The sequence below is a fragment of the Metapseudomonas resinovorans DSM 21078 genome, assembly GCF_000423545.1.
Lineage (GTDB): Bacteria > Pseudomonadota > Gammaproteobacteria > Pseudomonadales > Pseudomonadaceae > Metapseudomonas > Metapseudomonas resinovorans.
This window is the reverse complement of sequence record NZ_AUIE01000023.1, coordinates 85,940-104,098: the sequence shown is the minus strand read 5'-3', so window position 1 is coordinate 104,098 and position 18,159 is coordinate 85,940. Positions and strand designations below refer to the sequence as shown.

Here is an 18,159-nt window from a genome sequence, read left to right as displayed (position 1 = left end):
GCTGCCCTTGGCGAATGAATTCGCCCCCACAGAAAAACGGAAGCCACTCCGTTACTGCAGGAACTCCGCGTGCTCCCACACTTCGATCACCGTCGGGCGGTCGGCTTTGGCGGCGGTCTTCAGCAACTCGGCCAGGTGGTCCAGGCTTTCCGCCTTTTCGGCATTGCAGCCAAAGGCACGGGCCAGGCCCTGGAAGTCCGGGGTGTAGATGTCGACGCCGATGGTGGGGATATCGCGGTTCTTCATGTAGCGCTTGATCTCGCCGTAGCCGCTGTTGTTCCACAGCAGCACGATGATCGGCGCGCCGGCTTCCACGGCCGAGGCCAGTTCCGGCAGGGTGAACTGGATACCACCGTCGCCGATCAGCGCGATCACCGGGCGCTCGGGGGCGGCCAGCTTGGCGCCAACGGCCGCCGGCAGGCCGTAGCCCAAGGTGCCGTAGCCAGTCGCGGAGTTGAACCAGCTACGCGGGCGGGTGGCCTCGAACAGGTGGTTGCCGGAATACACCGGCTGGGTCGAATCGCCCGCCACAATCAGGTCCGGCAGGGTCTGCTGCAGAGTCTCCAGCACCTTGCGCTGACCATTCCAGCTTTCCGGCCACTGGGCGTCCAGTTGCTCGCGTACAGCGGCGGCGCGCTTCGAGCCCGCGCTGTCGGCATTGAAGGCAGCACCCGCGCCGAGGGCGTCGGCCAGGGCAGCAATGGCCTTGCGGGAATCACTGAGGATGGCGATGTCGGCCGGGTAGTTGCGATTCAATTGCTCGGCGTCGATGTCGATGCGAATCAACTGGCTCTCGATACGGAAGTTGCCGTCGAACACCACGTCGTAGTCGGTTTCGCCCAACTCGGTACCGATGGCCAGCACCACGTCCGATTCCAGCACCATCTGGCGCACCGGCACCCAGGCCTGGTTGCAGCCCAGCGCCAGCGGGTGGCCCTTGGGCAGTACGCCCTTGGCGTTGATGGTGTACGCGGTAGGTGCATCCAGCGCTTCGACCAGACGCTGGGCTTCAGCGCCCGCATCAGCGCAGCCGCCACCCAGCAGGACCAACGGGCGCTTGGCACCCTTGAGCATTTCGGCCGCGCGGGCGATGGCGTCCAGGCAAGGGCCGGGGCGGCTCGGCAGTGCGCCCAGCTTGCGGCGTACGTGGTCGGCCGGGGCGGTGATCACGTCGATCGGGATCTCGATGTGCACCGGGCGCGGACGCGCGCCATTGAACACGGCGAAGGCGCGGGTCAGTACCTCCGGCAGTTCGTCCGGGCGCATCAGGGTGTGGCTGAAGGCGGCGACACCGGACACCAGGTTGCGCTGCGACGGCAGCTCATGCAGGCGGCCACCGCCCATGCCCAGTTGTTCGGTGTTGTTGACGCTGGAGATCACCAGCATGGGAATGGAGTCCGCATACGCCTGGCCCATGGCGGTGGTGATGTTGGTCATGCCCGGGCCGGTGATGATGAAACACACACCCGGCTTGCCGGAGACACGGGCATAGCCGTCAGCCATGAAGCCGGCGCCCTGTTCGTGGCGGGGCGTCACATGACGGATAGCGGTATTGGGGAGGCCGCGATACAGCTCCACCGTGTGCACACCAGGGATACCGAACACGGTATCCACACCAAAGCCTTCCAGCAGCTCAACCAGCAGCTCTCCGCAGGTCAACATGGGCAGTCCTCCAAAGGATCGGTCAACGAATGTGGCGCACTCTAACACCAGATTGTTAGCGTTAACATCGCTTTTGTCGGAATTGCCTGACGAGGTCGATCTGAATGCCTGGACACAAGAACTGTGGGGGCGAATTCATTCGCGCGGGGGGCGCAGCTCCCCCTGGAAATTTGAAGGGCGAACCTGCGGTTCGCTTGGCGATTGAAATCGCCCCTACAAAATTGAAATCGCCCCCCCGCAAAAACAGACGCTATCCCAGGAACAGCTTGCAGGCCGGGTTATCGCTCTCGTCGCGGTAGGGGTAGCCGATTTCGTCCAGTGCTTCGTGGATCAGGTGGGAGTCATCCTCCGGCACTTCCAGCCCGGCCAGCACGCGTCCATTAGCGGCGCCATGGTTGCGGTAGTGGAACAGGGTGATGTTCCAGCGCCCGCCCAGCTTGTCGAGGAAGTTGAACAAAGCACCGGGGCGCTCGGGAAACTCGAAACTGAACAGCCGCTCTTCGCCGATGTACGCAGCGCGGCCTCCCACCATATGACGGACGTGCAGCTTGGCCAGCTCGTTATCGGTCAGGTCCAGCACCGGAAAACCCTGCTCCTGCAGGTTCTCCACCAAAGCCTGGCGCGGATCGGTCAGCGGATGGGTTTGCACACCGACGAAGATGTGCGCCTCGTCCCCCGAGTTGTAGCGGTAGTTGAACTCGGTGATCTGGCGCCGGCCCAGGGCCTCGCAGAACGCCTTGAACGCACCGGGGCGCTCCGGCAGGGTCACGGCGACGATGGCCTCGCGCTTTTCCCCCAGCTCGGCACGCTCGGCCACATGGCGCAGACGGTCGAAGTTGATATTGGCGCCCGAGTCGATGGCCACCAGGGTGTGGTCGCTCACGCCATCGCGCTCCACGTACTTCTTGATCCCCGCCACCGCCAGGGCACCGGCTGGCTCGGTGACAGAGCGGGTGTCGTCGTAGATGTCCTTGATCGCCGCACAGATCTCGTCGGCGCTCACCGTCAGTACCTCATCGACGAAATGCCGGCAGACCTCGAAGTTATGTGCGCCGATCTGCGCCACCGCCACGCCATCGGCGAACAGCCCCACCTGACTGAGCACCACCCGCTCACCGGCGGCCATGGCGGCTTGCAGGCAGTTGGAGTCCTCCGGTTCGACACCGATCACCTTCACCTCGGGGCGCAGGTATTTCACGTAGGCGGCGATGCCCGCGATCAGGCTGCCGCCGCCGACCGGTACGAAGATCGCGTCCAGGCGGCCGGCGTGCTGGCGCAGGATTTCCATCGCCACAGTGCCCTGGCCAGCGATCACGTCCGGGTCGTCGTAGGGCGGAACGAAGGTCAAGCCGCGCTCCTCCGCCAGTTTCAGCGCATGGGCCAGGGCATCGGGGAAGGCATCGCCATGCAGCACCACCTTGCCGCCACGCGAACGCACGCCCTGCACCTTCAGTTCGGGTGTGGTGCGCGGCATCACGATGGTCGCTTGCACGCCCAGCTCACGCGCTGCCAGCGCCAGCCCCTGCGCATGGTTGCCAGCCGAAGCGGCGATCACCCCGCGCGCACGCTCTTCGGCGCTCAGTTGCACCACGCGGTTGTAGGCGCCGCGAATCTTGAACGAGTACACCGGCTGCAGGTCTTCGCGCTTGAGCAGCACCTGGTTGCCCAGGCGCTCGCTGAGCTGGCGTGCCGGCTGCAGGGGCGTTTCGATGGCCACGTCGTACACGGGCGCGGCGAGGATCTCGCGCACGTAGTGTTTGAGCAGGCCTTCGCGCTCATCCAGTGGGCGCTCGGTGAGCGGGGTGCCGGGTTGGGTGGTGAAGGTGGTCATGCTGGGCTCCTGGTTTCGATTTCAGCGCCCAGGAGACAGAAGGAAAAAACCCGCCTCGAGGGCGGGTTTTTGTTTGGTCGTCGGCTAACCCGCCACTGCTGGAATGGCGGTAATTATCGCGGGGCCGGACAACCAAGGGAATTGAGTCATGGCGGGCAATCTAGAAGCCCGGGTGCCTTCAGGTCAAGCAGCAATTTCATTCGATCGAAGCAGAAGCATCCCCCTGCAGCTGTTCAGGAGACATGGTCACGCACCACGCGCAGCTCGGCCGCGTCCTGATTCATTCGCTGGATCACATTGAACAGCTGTTCTTTCAGCGCGGCGTCGCCGATTCGGTCGGCTGCGCGCATCACGGCCACGGCGGCGGCCTCGTTGTTCAGGGCCACGGCGTCGAGGGTCTTGCGGAAGTTTCTAACGATACGGGTCACACCAAAGGCCTCTGTAAAAGCTGCGAGCACCCTATTAGATGAATATTTCCTTATGATTTCAGTGGCTTGGATCAATACAACCGTGCGTCGAATTTGACGTTGACCCAGCCATTCACCAAGCTACCGCGCTCGAATCACTCACCAGGAACACCACGACGTGATGACCCCCCTCTTCCGCCGGGGTCGGCTGGCGCTCTGCGTCGCCGCCCTGCTCTCCCTGCTCGCCGGTTGCGACAAGGAGCCCGCCAAGCCCGAACCGCCAAAGGTCGACACCTATTCCAAGGCCCGTTGGGAAGACCTCCCTGCCAGCAGCGATGCCGATGTGATTGCCGGCTTCAACGCCTGGCGTTCGGCCTGCGCGCGACTGGCCAAGGACCCGGTCTGGTCCGCTACCTGTACCAGCGCCACCCAGGTACCGGAAGATCCGGTCGCCGTGCGCGCCTACCTGCAGTCCCAACTGGACGTCTACAGCCTGCGCAACGCCCGCAACAGCCCCGAAGGCCTGATCACCGGCTACTACGAGCCGGTGTATGCCGGCAGCCTGGAACAGACCGAGCAAACGCCGATTCCGGTCTACGGGATTCCCGAAGACATGATCGTGGTCGCCCTGGACAGCCTCTACCCCGAGCTCAAGGGCAAGCGCCTGCGCGGCCGCCTGGAAGGTCGCGTCCTCAAGCCCTATGACGACGCCGCCACCATCCGCACCCAGGGCGTCAAGGCCCCGGTGCTGGCCTGGCTGACCGACCCGATGGACCTGCAGTTCCTGCAGATCCAGGGCTCCGGCCGCATCCAGCTGGAAAGCGGTCGCCAACTGCGTATCGGCTATGCCGACCAGAACGGCCACCCGTATCGCCCGGTGGGGCGCTGGCTGGTGGAGCAAGGGCAACTGAACAAAGAAGACGTCAGCATGGGCGCAATCCGCGACTGGGCGAAAGCGAACCCGCAACGGGTGCCGGAACTGCTGGCGAGCAACCCCAGCTTCGTTTTCTTCGGCCTCAATCCGGACAGCAACGAAGGCCCGCGCGGTTCCCTCAACGTGCCGCTCACCGCCGGTTACAGCGTCGCCATCGACCGCAAGGTGATCCCCCTGGGCAGCCTGCTCTGGCTCTCCACCACCCGCCCCGACGGCAGCCTGGTGACCCGCCCGGTGGCCGCCCAGGACACCGGCGGCGCCATCGCCGGCGAAGTACGCGCGGACCTGTTCTGGGGTACCGGTGCCGAAGCGGGCGAACTGGCCGGCAACATGAAGCAGCAGGGCCAGATCTGGCTGCTTTGGCCCAAGGGCGTCGCCCTGCCCAATGCCGCCCCCGCCGCGCAACCGGGCGCTTGACCACGCACCGCCCCGGCACGCCCTGGCTGGGGCATTCTGCGGCGCCTGGGCGCAAGGCAACGAGATCGATCTCCTGGCCTTCGAGGCCACTGCCTGAATCCCGGCTGATTCGGTATAAGAAGGCTTTGCGCAAGGGAAGGCGCCAACCGAATCGGCCAGCACGGGGGCAGCCATGAGCGACGACATCGAATCCACCCAGGAGGTCTACAAGGCCTTGCTGGAGTCCACCCGGGCGATCCCCTGGAAGATCGACTGGCAGACCATGACCTTCGCCTACATCGGCCCACAGATCGAAGAACTGCTGGGCTGGAGCCAGTCCAGCTGGGTGACGGTCAATGACTGGGCCGAGCGCATGCATCCGGACGACCGAGACGCGGTCGTCGCCTTCTGCGTTTCCCAGTCCCAGGCCGGTACCGACCACGAGGCGGACTATCGCGCCCTCACCGCCAGCGGCGACTACGTGTGGATTCGCGACGTGGTGCACGTGATGCGCAACAGCGAGGGCGACGTGGAAGCCCTGATCGGCTTCATGTTCGACATCAGCGAGCGAAAGAAAGCCGAGCAGCAACTGATCGACCTGCAGAAGCAACTTGAGGAGTACTCCTACAAGGATGGCCTCACCGGTGTCGCCAACCGCCGTATGTTCGACTCGATGCTCGACATGGAATGGGCCAACGCCCAACGCACGGGTGAGCCGCTGTCGCTGATCCTGCTCGATATCGACTACTTCAAGCAGTACAACGATCACTACGGCCATATCCAGGGCGACGACTGCCTGAGGAGCGTCGGCCGCGCCCTGATGAATGCCGCCATTCGCCCCCGCGACTTCGTCGCCCGTTTCGGCGGCGAGGAATTCGTGCTGATCCTCCCGGCTACCGACGAGCCCGCCGCCCGCCAGGTGGCCGAGCGCTGCCGCAAGCTGATCCGCGAACAGTGCATCCCCCACGAGAAATCCGGCGTTGCTTCCCTGCTCACCATCAGCCTTGGCGTCGGCACGGTGGTTCCCCGTCACGACGACCAGCCCCTTCCCTTCATCCAGGCCGTGGACCGGTTGCTCTACCAGGCCAAGCAACGCGGTCGCAACCGCCTTGAATCGGCCCGGTGGGGGCCGCACGACGCCGTGCTCCTGTCGAACGAACAAATCGAAGGTCACTGACCTTCACCGATACTCGACCGGGATTCCGGACGGTGGACAAAAAAAGCGACGTCCACCCTACGCCAAGCAGCCCCTGCACCTGGCACATCCGTAGGGTGGGTCACGCTTCACCGACCCACCATCCAAGCTCGACCGGGACTCCGGAAGATCGAATATCAATAAATCAAAGACTTAAGATCACCAGTAAAGAGCGCGAAATAATTCGCCATAAAACAGACGAACTGGCCTCTCCAACGCTCTTCAACCACCTAGACTTTGTGTTTGAAATCTTGAACGGTCGAATTTCATGCCACATGACTCGCTGGGCAGCATCCAGAAATCGGAGGCGCGGTTGCATATCAACTGCCACGACTGCTCGCTGAGCCGTTTTTGCCTGCCCGTAAGTCTGTGCGAAGCTGAAATCAGTGAGCTTGAAAGCATCATCAAGCGAAACCGGCCGATTCATAAGCACGACTACCTGATCCGCGCGGGTGAACCCGTTCAACACGTCTATGCACTGCGTTCAGGTGCTATCAAGACCTACCTGCTCTCCGCCGACGGCGTGGAACAGATCATTGGATTCCACCTGCCGGGGGAACTGATCGGTCTGGACGCCATAGGCAGCGACAATTACCCCAGCTATTCGGTCGCGCTGGAAACCTCGGCGGTCTGCACCATTCCCCTGCATCAGCTCGAAGAATTGGCGGGGACGATGCCCGGGCTGCGAAAGCAACTGCTGGGCACCATGAGTCGGGAAATTCATGTAGAGCATGAACGTCACAGCCACTCACGGGACAGCGCAGAGCAGCGCTTCGCCGCGTTCCTGCTCAACCTCTCCGCTCGCTACAGCCAGCGCGGCCTGTCGGCATCGAACTTCGTGCTGCCGATGAAGCGCTGCGATATCGGCAACTTCCTGGGCATGACAACAGAAACGGTCAGCCGCCTGTTCACCCGCTTTCGCGATCAGAGCCTGATCGACAACGAAGGCCGGGAAGTGCGACTGCTGGATATCCAGACCCTATGCCGGCAGGTCCATCCCCACGACGAAGAAGGCAGCCTGGAACAGAACTCGGACGTCCCGACCCAACGTTAGAGTGCCCCTGACCAACTCGCTCCAGGCATCTGCCCCCTCAACATAGCCATTCGCCCAGCCGTGGTACGTGCGGTTCGCAGTAGCGCATCTGTTGCCAGTAGTGGTCGTAGCGCAAGACTGGTCCGTGCATGCAAACGTAGGTCGTGCCGAAGTGGCAGTGACCGCACAGGCCGACGCCGCACGACATGCGCCGCACGATCGACAGCCAGATACTTTCCGGCGCCACGCCCTTGGCCACGCACAAGCGCCCGGCGGCCTGCATGAAGGGCTCTGGCCCGCAGCAAAGCACAGCATCCGGCCGTTCGGCAGCAAGCAGGTCCGCAAGCAGCTGCAGCGCCGCACCATGGGGCCGGGCGGTCGAAATGTCCGGCACTACCAGCTCCACCACGTCCAACTCGGATTGCCAGCGCGCACGGGCCGCGTCGAGCGCGAGGGATGCGCGGCCGTTGCTGATATGCAGCAGGCGCAGGTTCCCTGGCAGGCCCCAGTTGCAGGCTTCCTGAATATAGGAAGCCAGGGAAACCAGCCCGTATCCAAGGGTAATGATCAGGACGGAATGGCGGCCGATAAGCAAGGGCCAACCGACCCCGTATGGCCCTCGGTAGCCCAGCACCGTCCCTTCGGGCTGGGACAGGAGCGCTGAAGTGAGGCGCCCCCTGGAACGAACGAGCGCGCGAAAGTTTCCCAGGCTGTCCGGCATCTCCAGATAACTGAACGGGCCCTCTCCTACACCCGTCAGGCTAAGCATGAAGAACTGCCCGGGGATGGTCTCAAGGTCGCAATCCAGGGGATGATCGATGACGAGTTGAAGCACTTGTGAGCTGTCGCCGTCCTCCTGCCGCCTTGCCAGCTTCAGCCTTCTGGGTGTGAGACTGATCATGACGCATTGACCCGTCGCAACACCTGCAACGCTCCCATGCCGGCACGCTCGCATCGTCCGCACCCCACGCACCCATAACCGCCGTAGCGCTCCTTGAAGGCATTGCCGAACTTGTGCAACCAGAAGTGCTGCGTACGCTGCCCGGCACGACTACTGGGATTGCGCCCTTGGGATTCCAACTGGAACGTTTCTGACAGGCAGCTATCCCAGACTCGTTCCCCGGCGCAAGCCAGAGCGCCATCGACCGGGCGCATTTCCGTCGAAAAGCAGGTGCAAGTCGGGCATAGCCGCGCGCAATCGCCAGCGCCCAGGAAATCCAGCGCGATCCCTTCCCAGGTCTCGGCAGCCACCAACCCCGCATTGATGAAGGCAATGCCATTGGCGACGTCATCGTCGCCTCCCTGAGCCGCCGATACCCTTGCCGAATTTCGCACCCGCTCGGCTTGCCACTCCACCTCAGCCGGTTCCAGGTCGAGCCCCTGCAGGGCAATCGCCCCCGCCGTCGACGTCACCAGCAACGCGTAACCACAGCGTTCGAGCGGCAGCAGTACCAGATCCGCCATGCTCTGGCGAACGCGCGGACCGCTCGACAGGGCGGTGCAGAAGCCGGCGTTGCAGCTGCGGTGGCAATCGAGTCCCACCAGCAAGGTGGCACGACGGCGGGCCTGGTAGTGGGGATCATCGGCAAATACCAGGTCCAGATAGGCAATCGCCTGAAGATCGCAACTGTGCACGCCGAACAGGACCTGGGGCGCCGGCTCGGGCAGGGCTGAATAGAAGTTGCCGCCCTCGAATCGGAACAGCAGCTCACGCTCGGCGAAGAGGAAGCGCCGCGGCGTATCGACGGGGGGATCGAGTGGAGCCTTGAAAGGTTGAACGTCGGCTGCATCCACCTGTTGCCAACGCCACATCTCCCCCTCGTCCGGGCGCACCTCGAAAAGCCTGCGACCGTTCGCCAAGTGTGACCGCAGCTTCTCGGGATGTTCCAACCTGTAGACCCCCATGGTGCTCCTCGCTCGACGCTTGTCGATGATTGTCAAATCCACGCTATGCCCTGCACAGGCTGGCGCGATTGATCAACATCAAGGAATCCCCCATCGCTCCGACCGGGTAGAGGAATCACCCGGCGCAGCCTTTGCCCCACCGCGCAACCGGACCGGGGGTCAGGGGTAGAAATCAACTACTTGACGAAGATCAAAAATCCTCGCAGGCAGGCTCACAGAATCATTGAAGAGCAGTTCCGAGAAACCGATTGAGGAGCAAACCACCATGGCCGACACCGAACGCAGCCGTCCTGAAGAGATCAAGTCCCCGCCTGCCACGACCCCGGCTGTACCGGAGCAATGGCATCCCTTTGAATCCCTTCGCCAGCAGATAGACCACCTGTTCGAGGATTTCGGCCGGTCTCCCCTGCACTTCCCGCTCGGGCGCAGCACGTCGGACGTCGATTCGTTCTGGGGGCGTACCTCCCCCGGACGCGGCATACCGGCAATCGACATTGCCGAGAAGGAAAACTCATTCGAAGTCACCGCCGAGCTGCCAGGGATGGAAGAGAAGGACATCCAGATCCGACTCTCCAATGGCAACCTCGTCATCAGTGGCGAGAAGAAGGCCGAAAAAGAGGAAAAGCAAAAGGACTACCACCTGTCCGAACGGCATTACGGTGCATTCCAGCGCGCGTTCAGTCTGCCCAAGGGCGTCGACATAGAACGCATCGAAGCCAGCTTTACCAAGGGCGTGCTGACGGTTTCACTGCCCAAACGCCCGGATACCATCAAGCCCGAGAAGCTGATCCCGGTGAAGTCCGCCTGAAGTCCCTCACATCAGCGCCGGTGGCTGACCGGCGCCGACGGGTCAAAGGCCTCGTTACCGCCTGTTTGAAGGTGAACCGATGAGTCGAGACAACCCGCTACTGTTCGCACTCCATGAGGCGCGCCCCTTTGCGGAACGGGTCGCCCGGCACCTGGGTATTCCCTTGGGAACAGTGGCGGAGCGAACCTACGAGGATGGCGAATACAAGTGCCATCCCCTGGAACCGGTCGCCGGCAGGCAAGTCGTGGTGTTTGCCGGCCTTTATGCGGAACCCGGCCTCAGCGTGCACGACAAGCTGTGTCGGCTCCTGTTCCTCTGTTCCGCCATCAAGGATGCCGGCGCGAGTCATCTGCTGGTGGTCTCACCCTACCTCTGCTACAGCCGCAAGGAGCGGCGAATCCAGGCGCAGGACCAGGTGATCACCCGCTACATCGCGACGCTGATGGAAGCCTCGCGGGTCGACAGCCTGATCACCATGGAAACGCACAATCAGGCCGCCCTGGACAATGCCTTCCGGATTCCCACCGTCAACCTGGACAACGCCCGGCTGTTCGCGGATGGCTTCATCGGCTGGGACGACGGCGGGCCAGTGGTAGTCGCCTCTCCAGACCTCGGCGGAATCAAACGTGCCGAGTTGTTCCGGCAAGCGCTCGAGGTGCGCCTGGGCCGTGCAATCGGCCATGCCTGCGTGGAAAAATATCGGCGCGATGAAACGCTGAGCGGCGGCATGCTCGTGGGCGAAGTCGAGGGCTGCACCGTGATCCTCCTGGACGACCTCATCAGCACCGGCTCCACCCTCCTGCGCGCAGCCCAGGCCTGCCATGCCGGAGGTGCACGCCGAATCTTCGCGATGGCCACCCACGGCCTCTTCACCGAGGGCACGGGGCTGCTGGAGTCACCCCTGCTGCAGGGCGTCGCGATCAGCGACAGCGTCCCCCTGCCGGGCGTGGAACGGGCCCTGAAAGCCGGTCGCCTGGTCGTTGTGGAGACCGCCGAGAGCATCGCGGCGACCCTTGTAGCCCGCTACGGCTTGATCCACGACGCCGACTGACGCCAGGGGCTGATCCGTGACCGATCGCATCTGCCTGTATGACGCAGAAGAAATCGACCTCGTGCTGGCAGCCATGGCACGGCAGATCGTCGCCTGCTACTCCGGCACGCCCTTTGCCATGGTCGGCATCCTGCGCCGGGGAGACCCGCTCGCGGGCTTGCTCCAGGCGCACTTCCGCGCCCTGACCGACGCCCCGGAACCACCGTTCTACCCGCTCAAGGTAAAGCGCTATGCCGACGACCTCACACTGCTCCACCCGGAAACCTCGCTCACCGGCAATGACGAGCTTGCGGCCCTGAACCTGGCAGAACTGCCCTTGCTGGTAGTTGACGATGTGCTCTACGAGGGCCACTCACTGCTGCGCACCTGCGCCTATCTGGCGCAACAGGGCGCACGCCGAGTGCATACCGCCGTCCTGGTGGACCGCTGCACCAGCACCCAGCCAGTCCGTGCCGATATCGTGGGCATTCGCCTGCAGGCCGCACCCGGAGACATCGTCGAGTGCCACGTCCCGCCCTATGAAGCGGATTTGCGGATCGAACTCATCCGTCACGGTCAAACCGCCAAACACTAATGCCACACCGAACCTTCGCTGCACCCGGCACATCCGTTCGGGTGGATCACGCTTCACCGCCCCACCATCCGCGCTCGACCCAAACTCCGGACGGTCAAATGCACGACCTTAGCGGCGCACCGCACGATGCGAAAACGATGCATTTTAAGAATGCTCATCGTTCGTGAGTTTGACTGTCACGGTATGACGTGCCGGATTGCGCCTTGGCACCGTGACGGTCCTTTTTGCGCAGAACGCAGCGGCATTCAATATGGGTAAAAGCTGCCCTGTGTTAGCTCCGACGCTATCGCCCTCCCATCCGCCTACAACGCGCTCGGACATTTAGCACAACCCGCGCATACGTCCTCGCCTTGTCCTCATTTCCCGCAACACAGAAAGTGATGCCCCACAAAATCTGGCGTTACTCACGGCCGTTCGCCCTCATGCGTACGCGTGCGGCCATCGATGATCGAGAAATGGATTCAGGACACCCGACCCATGCGCTACATCAGGAAACTCATTCTTCCGACGCTACTGTTGATACTCCTTCACCCCTCCACCAGCTTCGCACTGCTTTGCTCTGGAAACGGTGGAACTTTTGTGCTGCCCAGCGGACTGGCCATCGGCGCCGACCTGGAGGATGGAACCATCGCCTGGGAATCCGAAACGTTCAGCCGATCAGTGTCTTGTCAGCCGGACGGAACCGATCCTGGGAGCATCACAGATCAGATCCCCATTTCCATCTACGTGAATCCGAAGAACCACGTAATCGATGGCGGCATTGAAGTGGGGATGCGTTTCAACGGAAAGATATACACGCGCGCGGGAGAGAAAATCCCTACCGGCATTCAGACAGAAAAGGTGTGCGGAATCGACGGAATTCCGGGCATGTGTGAGCGGCGTGCCCATTTCACCCTCGATTACAGCATTGTCGTGATCAAGCGCGGCGTCTTTCCACCGTCGGGCCAAGCCACCCAAGTGGCGGCATACACTGTATTCACCGTTGACCGCGAAAAATCCCTGTCAGCCAGACAGATGTTCAACCCTACTGTCTACAACTTGCAACTTTTACGCTCTTCCGCCTGTACTCCCACACTCAACATCGTTCCCGATCACATCACCTTCCCCATGGTCCACGCACGGGATGCACAACGGGGCAAGGTCGCCAGCGCCGTCGACTTCAACCTTGAAATATCCAGGACGTGCTCCCGCGACCTGTTTACCTCTGAAGCCAAGTTCACACCGGTCACCGCCACCGATGCTGCCGGCATGCTCGTTCCCGACGACAACCCCTCGGTCGGTATCTCCCTGGTAAGGGCCGATAACAGAACCAAAGCGCCCTTCAACAAGTGGTTCAACCTGCACAGCGCCTCCTATCGCGAAGTCGTCAGGGTTCCCTTCCGGGCCGACCTGATCTGGCGGGAAGACCAACCCAAGGTCGGGCCATTCAATGCTGCCGTTGTCGTCGAGCTGATCCACTACTGACTCGTCGAAACGGCGATCAACGAAAACAACCGGAAGCCAGGGCCTACGCCCTGGCTTCCGCTTTCGGGGCCAGGACACCACTACAGTCGCAGTTGAAAAGCCAGCAGTCGTCCGGCCGAATAGTGGCCATTTCACGGCTATGCTTAGGCCATAGTCGAGCCCCATCGATGCGGCCCAGGCCGCTCCGGTCATATCCAGTCTCGACTATCACCCAGCTGTATCCATTTGCAGATGCAGCGCCTGAGTGGACGTTTGCGCGACGCCGTTACAGGGACTTTGCCTGGAGATCGTGAAATGGATTCTTTCGAAGGAGAAAGCGCTGCCAACCAGGCCCTATCCAGCCATTCCGACAAGCCACGCTCGACCAGGTGGCACCGCATGTACTTCTTCCTCGCGGGTTTCGACGTACTGGTCGTCGTGCTCAGCGTGCTGCTGAACCACCTGATCGTCGACACCTATCACCGCTCCATCAAGGCGAACCAGTCCTGGGTCCAGCAACTGTCGGCCTACTCGACACTGGGCAGCCTGGCATCGGAAGTGAACGCCCCTGGCAACAACGTGTTCGACACCCACGATGTCGAAGCCGAGTCGCGCAATATGACGGCGGCCTTGCAGGCCTTCAACGAACACCTTTCCACCGTCAAGCAGCAACTGCAGGAGCGGATCGCCCATCAGGCAGAGCACAGCGCCGAGATCCAGGTCTTCACCCTGGCATTGAAGGACGAGGTGGCCGAAGTCGACACTGCGATGGGCGAGATGGTTAAGGAGGCCTCGCTGATCTTCTCCTTTTTCCGGGAAGGCCAATCGGACGACGCCGGCAAGCGCATGGCGACGATGGACAGGCGATACGCCAAGCTGCTCGACGCGCTGGCCGCGGTGAGGGAGCGCGTTGGCCTGATCCAGAGCAAGCTGCTGGAAGAGGAACTGGCGTCAGTCGAAGAACTGCGACGGATCGAGTACTCCATCATGCTGTTCGTGCTGCTGATGGTCAGCGCGGCGGTGTTCTATGGCCGCCGGATCAAGCGCGAAATGGAAGCGCACGCAGCTGAGCGCGAGGGCTACCTGGCCAGGTTGCGCGAAAGCGAAAAGCAGTTCCGCCAACAGGCATCGCTGCTGGACAAGGCGCAGGACGCCATCGTCGTGCACGACATGGATCACCGCATCCTGTACTGGAACAAGAGCGCCGAGCGGCTCTACGGGCTGTTCAAGGAAGAGGCGCTGGGCAAGTCGGCACAGGACCTGATCTACCAGGGACACGCGGCTGTCGATGTGGCCACCCACTGCCTGATAGAGACCGGGGACTGGTCGGGTGAAGTGACGCTGCGACGCCGGGATGGCAGCACGATCACCTTCGAAAGCCACCGAACCCTGGTACGCGACGATAACGGCCGGCCGCAATCCGTTCTATCCATCAACACGGACATCACCCACCGCAAAGCCGCCGAACAGGAGGTCCGACGCCTGGCCTTCTACGATCAACTGACCGGCCTGGCGAACCGCCGGCTGCTCCTGGACCGCTTGCAGCATGTATTGGCCGGCGGTGCCCGCAATCTGCACACGAGCGCCGTGATTTTGATCGACCTGGACAATTTCAAGGCGCTGAACGACACCCTGGGGCATGACCGTGGCGATATGTTGCTGCAGGAAGTGGCCCACCGCCTTTGCGGTTGCATCCGCGAAAGTGACACCGTAGCCCGCTTGGGAGGGGATGAGTTCGTCGTCCTGCTCGAAGGGCTCAACGAAAATCCGCCAGATGCCGCTATCCAGGCCAGGGCCGTCTGCGAAAAAATCCTCAACGCGCTCAACATCACCTACCAGATGGATGGCTACGAGCACCACAGCACGCCCAGCTTGGGCATCGCGCTGTTCCAGGGGCAGCTGAATTCGGTTGACGACGTCATGAAGCGCGCCGACCTCGCGATGTATCGCGCCAAGGCGGCGGGGCGCAACACGCTGCGTTTCTTCGACCCCGAGATGCAGGCAGTCGCCACCGCACGCGCCCGGCTGGAAGCGGATTTGCGCCAGGGTCTGCAGGGCAAGGAGCTGCTGCTGCATTTCCAACCGCAGGTGAACATCGAGGGCCGCATCATCGGCGCAGAGGCGCTCATGAGATGGCAACACCCCGAGCGCGGTCTCGTGTTGCCTGCCATGTTCATTCCGCTGGCCGAAGAGACAGGGCTGATCCTGCCGCTGGGCCACTGGGCGCTGCAAACCGCCTGCGCCCAGCTGGTGGCCTGGGCCAGGCATCCGGAGACCGCCCGGCTGGTTGTGGCGGTGAACGTCAGTGCCCGTCAGTTCCACCATCCCGACTTCGTCGAAGAAGTACTGACCGTATTGCGGTACACCGGGGCCGATCCGAAGAAACTGAAGCTGGAGCTGACCGAAGGCCTGCTGGTGGAGGACATGGAAAGTACCGTCGCCAAGATGATCGAACTGAAGGAGATCGGCATCGGCCTTTCGCTGGATGATTTCGGCACCGGCTACTCGTCACTCTCCTACCTGAAGAGCCTGCCGCTGGACCAGCTCAAGATCGACCAGTCATTCATCAGGGATGTGCTGGTCGATCCCAACGATGCGGCCATCGCCTGCGCGATCATCAGCCTGAGCCAGATTCTCGGGCTCTCGGTGATCGCAGAGGGCGTGGAGACCGAAGCGCAACGCGCTTTCCTGGCCACCCATGGCTGCCAGACCTACCAAGGCAACCTGTTCTCCCGCCCGCTGCCGGCTGAACAGTTCAGGCAGTACGTTCACGAACGGATACTGGCCGAGCACTGAATGTCGCTTCGTTGATGGGTATCGCTTCGCTCCACGCCATCCTACAAACCGCGGTTTTTCCCTTGTAGGGGCGAATTCATTCGCCAAGGGCAACGCAGTTGCCCCCCGGCCACCAGGGCAGCCCTGCGGCCTGCCTGGCGATTGATATCGCCCCTACAACGCCCCCCCGAACACTGCAACGACTTGATGCGCATCAACTCGGCCCGCCACGACGCGATCAGACTCGAACAGTGAGCGTTCGCAGGCGCTTGCTTCCGCGATTCCAGCAGGAGGGGCCGTCATGGAGAAGCAGCATCAGTGGAACATCTGGTACTTCATCGTCACCTTCAGCGCGCTGATGTTGCTGCAGAGCTGGTGGACGGAACAGCGTGCCGTCGAAACCCTCCCCTACAGCGAATTCCTGATCCTTTTGCAGCAGAACAAGCTCGCTGAACTGCAGATCACCGATCAACGCATCTCCGGCACGTTGAAAGAACCGATCAATGGTCGAGCCCACTTCGTCACCAATCGGGTGGAACCTGCCCTTGCCGACGAGTTGGCCTATGCCGACGTACGCTTCACGGGCATACGCGAAAACACACTGATCAGCACCCTGCTCGGCTGGTTCCTGCCGCTCGTGCTTATCTTCGCTCTCTGGAGCTTTCTTTTTCGGGGCCTGGCGGAAAAACAGGGGTTGGGCGGCCTGGTCAACGTCGGCCGGTCCCGCGCCAAGGTTTTCGTGCAGCGCGACACAGGCGTCACCTTCAATGATGTGGCCGGTATAGACGAGGCCAAGGCCGAACTGGAGGAAGTCGTGTCCTTCCTCAAGGACCAGCCACAGTACAGCCGGCTGGGCGCGCGGGTACCGAAAGGCATTCTGCTGGTCGGGCCGCCAGGCACCGGCAAGACGCTTGTCGCGAAGGCCGTAGCGGGCGAGGCAGGCGTGCCGTTCTTCTCGATCTCCGGCTCGGAATTCGTCGAGATGTTCGTGGGCGTTGGCGCCGCGCGCGTCCGCGATCTGTTCGAGCAGGCGCGCAAGGCGGCCCCCTGCATCATTTTCATCGACGAACTGGATGCACTGGGCAGGATGCGCGGCATGGGCTCCTGGGGCGGGAATGACGAAAAGGAACAGACCCTCAACCAATTGCTCGCCGAGCTGGATGGGTTCGACCCTCGCGAAGGGGTCGTGCTGCTGGCCGCCACCAACCGACCCGAGATACTGGACCCGGCACTGCTGCGCGCAGGCCGTTTCGACCGGCAGATCCTGATCGACCGGCCCGACCGCCGTGGCCGTGCGGCGATCCTTCGGGTGCACCTCAAGCAAATCCGCGCCGGTAGCGACGTCGATTGCGACCAGGTAGCCGCAATAACCACCGGGTTTACCGGCGCCGAACTGGCCAATCTCGTCAATGAAGCCGCACTGGCGGCAACCCGCCGAGGCGATGACGCGGTGCACATGGGCGACTTCAACATCGCCGTCGAACGTATCGTTGCCGGTATCGAGCGCAAGAGCCGGCTGCTGCAACCCGAGGAACGCCGGCGGGTGGCCTATCACGAAATGGGCCACGCCCTGGTTGCAGTCGCCATTCCGGGCATGGACCCGGTGCACAAGGTGTCCATCATTCCCCGTTCCTTCGGCACCCTGGGCTATACCTTGCAGCGCCCGACCGAAGACCACTTCCTGGTCAGCAAGCAGGAGCTGAAGGATCGCATCGTGGTGCTCCTGGCCGGACGCGCCGCGGAATTCCTGGCGTTGGGAGAAATCTCCACGGGTGCCGCCGACGACCTGGCCAAGGCCACGGACATCGCCCGGCAACTGGTCACGCGGTTCGGCATGAGCGACGAGCTGGGCCAGGCCGTGCTGGAGAAACAGGGCGGAGCCTACCTGGGCGATCATTTCCCGCTGGCGCACGACAAGGACTATTCGGAACAGACGGCGCGGGAAGTCGACCTGTGTGTGCGCCAGCTTCTGGATGAGGGCTATGCACGCGCAAAGGCGCTGCTGACTGAACGCCGCAGCGACCTTGACCGAGGCGCTCGCCTCCTTCAGGAAAAGGAATCCCTGACCCCTGACGAATTTGCCCCCCTGGCGCGTGGTTTGAGCAGCGTACCGGTCAAAGGCGCCAGGGCTGCGTCGTAGGACCA

At 62.6% G+C, this 18,159-nt stretch carries 14 protein-coding genes; 9 read left to right on the top strand and 5 right to left on the bottom strand.

Features of this window, described 5'->3' with window-relative positions; genetic code table 11:
• Window positions 1-51 precede the first annotated feature (51 nt).
• The 3 genes from G559_RS0116975 to G559_RS0116965 form a co-directional block, all read right to left on the bottom strand.
• Window positions 52-1,662 carry a 5-guanidino-2-oxopentanoate decarboxylase gene (locus tag G559_RS0116975; RefSeq protein WP_028629377.1) on the bottom strand — a complete coding sequence of 537 codons (1,611 nt, stop codon included), beginning with the start codon at window positions 1,660-1,662 and terminating at the stop codon, window positions 52-54.
• A gap of 250 nt (window positions 1,663-1,912) precedes the next feature.
• The gene (gene ilvA, locus G559_RS0116970; RefSeq protein WP_028629376.1) at window positions 1,913-3,427 is read right to left on the bottom strand and encodes a threonine ammonia-lyase, biosynthetic; all 1,515 of its coding nucleotides are present in this window, start codon (window positions 3,425-3,427) and stop codon (window positions 1,913-1,915) included.
• 299 nt (window positions 3,428-3,726) lie between these two features.
• Window positions 3,727-3,921: a hypothetical protein gene (locus tag G559_RS0116965; protein WP_028629375.1), complete on the bottom strand. Its 195-nt coding sequence runs from the start codon at window positions 3,919-3,921 to the stop codon at window positions 3,727-3,729.
• Between the two features lie 160 nt (window positions 3,922-4,081).
• Between G559_RS0116965 and mltA the strand changes: the two genes are divergently transcribed.
• From mltA to fnr, 3 genes are all read left to right on the top strand, one after another.
• Window positions 4,082-5,251 (top strand): murein transglycosylase A, encoded by a 1,170-nt coding sequence (gene mltA, locus G559_RS0116960; protein ID WP_036997527.1) that lies wholly within the window; start codon window positions 4,082-4,084, stop codon window positions 5,249-5,251.
• 172 nt (window positions 5,252-5,423) lie between these two features.
• Window positions 5,424-6,407, top strand: a complete 984-nt coding sequence (locus G559_RS0116955) for a sensor domain-containing diguanylate cyclase (RefSeq protein WP_028629373.1) — start codon at window positions 5,424-5,426, stop codon at window positions 6,405-6,407.
• A 286-nt stretch (window positions 6,408-6,693) separates the two neighbouring features.
• Window positions 6,694-7,479, top strand: a complete 786-nt coding sequence (gene fnr, locus G559_RS0116950) for a fumarate/nitrate reduction transcriptional regulator Fnr (protein WP_051246729.1) — start codon at window positions 6,694-6,696, stop codon at window positions 7,477-7,479.
• A 37-nt stretch (window positions 7,480-7,516) separates the two neighbouring features.
• Here the strand turns inward: fnr and G559_RS29055 are convergent, their stop codons facing one another.
• Both G559_RS29055 and G559_RS0116940 read right to left on the bottom strand, forming a co-directional pair.
• A complete protein-coding gene (locus G559_RS29055) occupies window positions 7,517-8,359 on the bottom strand; it encodes an iron-sulfur cluster-binding protein (RefSeq protein WP_051246726.1) in 843 nt (280 codons plus the stop codon).
• The gene (locus G559_RS0116940; RefSeq protein ID WP_245586513.1) at window positions 8,356-9,405 is read right to left on the bottom strand and encodes a 4Fe-4S dicluster domain-containing protein; all 1,050 of its coding nucleotides are present in this window, start codon (window positions 9,403-9,405) and stop codon (window positions 8,356-8,358) included. The genes G559_RS29055 and G559_RS0116940 overlap by 4 nt, the downstream gene beginning before the upstream one ends.
• 223 nt (window positions 9,406-9,628) lie before the next feature.
• Between G559_RS0116940 and G559_RS0116935 the strand changes: the two genes are divergently transcribed.
• The 6 genes from G559_RS0116935 to ftsH all read left to right on the top strand — a co-directional run bounded on the left by G559_RS0116935 (window position 9,629) and on the right by ftsH (window position 18,154).
• Window positions 9,629-10,171 (top strand): Hsp20/alpha crystallin family protein, encoded by a 543-nt coding sequence (locus tag G559_RS0116935; protein ID WP_028629370.1) that lies wholly within the window; start codon window positions 9,629-9,631, stop codon window positions 10,169-10,171.
• 79 nt (window positions 10,172-10,250) lie between these two features.
• Window positions 10,251-11,222 (top strand): ribose-phosphate diphosphokinase, encoded by a 972-nt coding sequence (locus tag G559_RS0116930; RefSeq protein WP_028629369.1) that lies wholly within the window; start codon window positions 10,251-10,253, stop codon window positions 11,220-11,222.
• Between the two features lie 16 nt (window positions 11,223-11,238).
• Window positions 11,239-11,796: a phosphoribosyltransferase family protein gene (locus G559_RS0116925; protein WP_028629368.1), complete on the top strand. Its 558-nt coding sequence runs from the start codon at window positions 11,239-11,241 to the stop codon at window positions 11,794-11,796.
• A gap of 477 nt (window positions 11,797-12,273) precedes the next feature.
• Entirely contained in the window at window positions 12,274-13,260 is a 987-nt protein-coding gene (locus G559_RS0116920) for a fimbrial protein (RefSeq protein ID WP_028629367.1), read from the top strand.
• Between the two features lie 294 nt (window positions 13,261-13,554).
• The gene (locus G559_RS0116915) at window positions 13,555-16,035 is read left to right on the top strand and encodes a putative bifunctional diguanylate cyclase/phosphodiesterase (protein WP_028629366.1); all 2,481 of its coding nucleotides are present in this window, start codon (window positions 13,555-13,557) and stop codon (window positions 16,033-16,035) included.
• 280 nt (window positions 16,036-16,315) lie between these two features.
• On the top strand, window positions 16,316-18,154 hold the full coding sequence (gene ftsH, locus G559_RS0116910; RefSeq protein ID WP_028629365.1) for an ATP-dependent zinc metalloprotease FtsH: 1,839 nt from the start codon (window positions 16,316-16,318) through the stop codon (window positions 18,152-18,154).
• Window positions 18,155-18,159 lie beyond the last annotated feature (5 nt).

Excerpts from the sequence above, each read along its gene's own strand:
- G559_RS0116975 (WP_028629377.1), bottom strand. The coding sequence starts at position 1,662 with ATGTTGACCTGCGGAGAGCTGCTGGTTGAGCTGCTGGAAGGCTTTGGT.
- mltA (WP_036997527.1), top strand. The coding sequence starts at position 4,082 with ATGACCCCCCTCTTCCGCCGGGGTCGGCTGGCGCTCTGCGTCGCCGCC.
- G559_RS0116955 (WP_028629373.1), top strand. The coding sequence starts at position 5,424 with ATGAGCGACGACATCGAATCCACCCAGGAGGTCTACAAGGCCTTGCTG.
- fnr (WP_051246729.1), top strand. The coding sequence starts at position 6,694 with ATGCCACATGACTCGCTGGGCAGCATCCAGAAATCGGAGGCGCGGTTG.
- G559_RS29055 (WP_051246726.1), bottom strand. The coding sequence starts at position 8,359 with ATGATCAGTCTCACACCCAGAAGGCTGAAGCTGGCAAGGCGGCAGGAG.
- G559_RS0116935 (WP_028629370.1), top strand. The coding sequence starts at position 9,629 with ATGGCCGACACCGAACGCAGCCGTCCTGAAGAGATCAAGTCCCCGCCT.
- G559_RS0116930 (WP_028629369.1), top strand. The coding sequence starts at position 10,251 with ATGAGTCGAGACAACCCGCTACTGTTCGCACTCCATGAGGCGCGCCCC.
- G559_RS0116920 (WP_028629367.1), top strand. The coding sequence starts at position 12,274 with ATGCGCTACATCAGGAAACTCATTCTTCCGACGCTACTGTTGATACTC.
- G559_RS0116915 (WP_028629366.1), top strand. The coding sequence starts at position 13,555 with ATGGATTCTTTCGAAGGAGAAAGCGCTGCCAACCAGGCCCTATCCAGC.
- ftsH (WP_028629365.1), top strand. The coding sequence starts at position 16,316 with ATGGAGAAGCAGCATCAGTGGAACATCTGGTACTTCATCGTCACCTTC.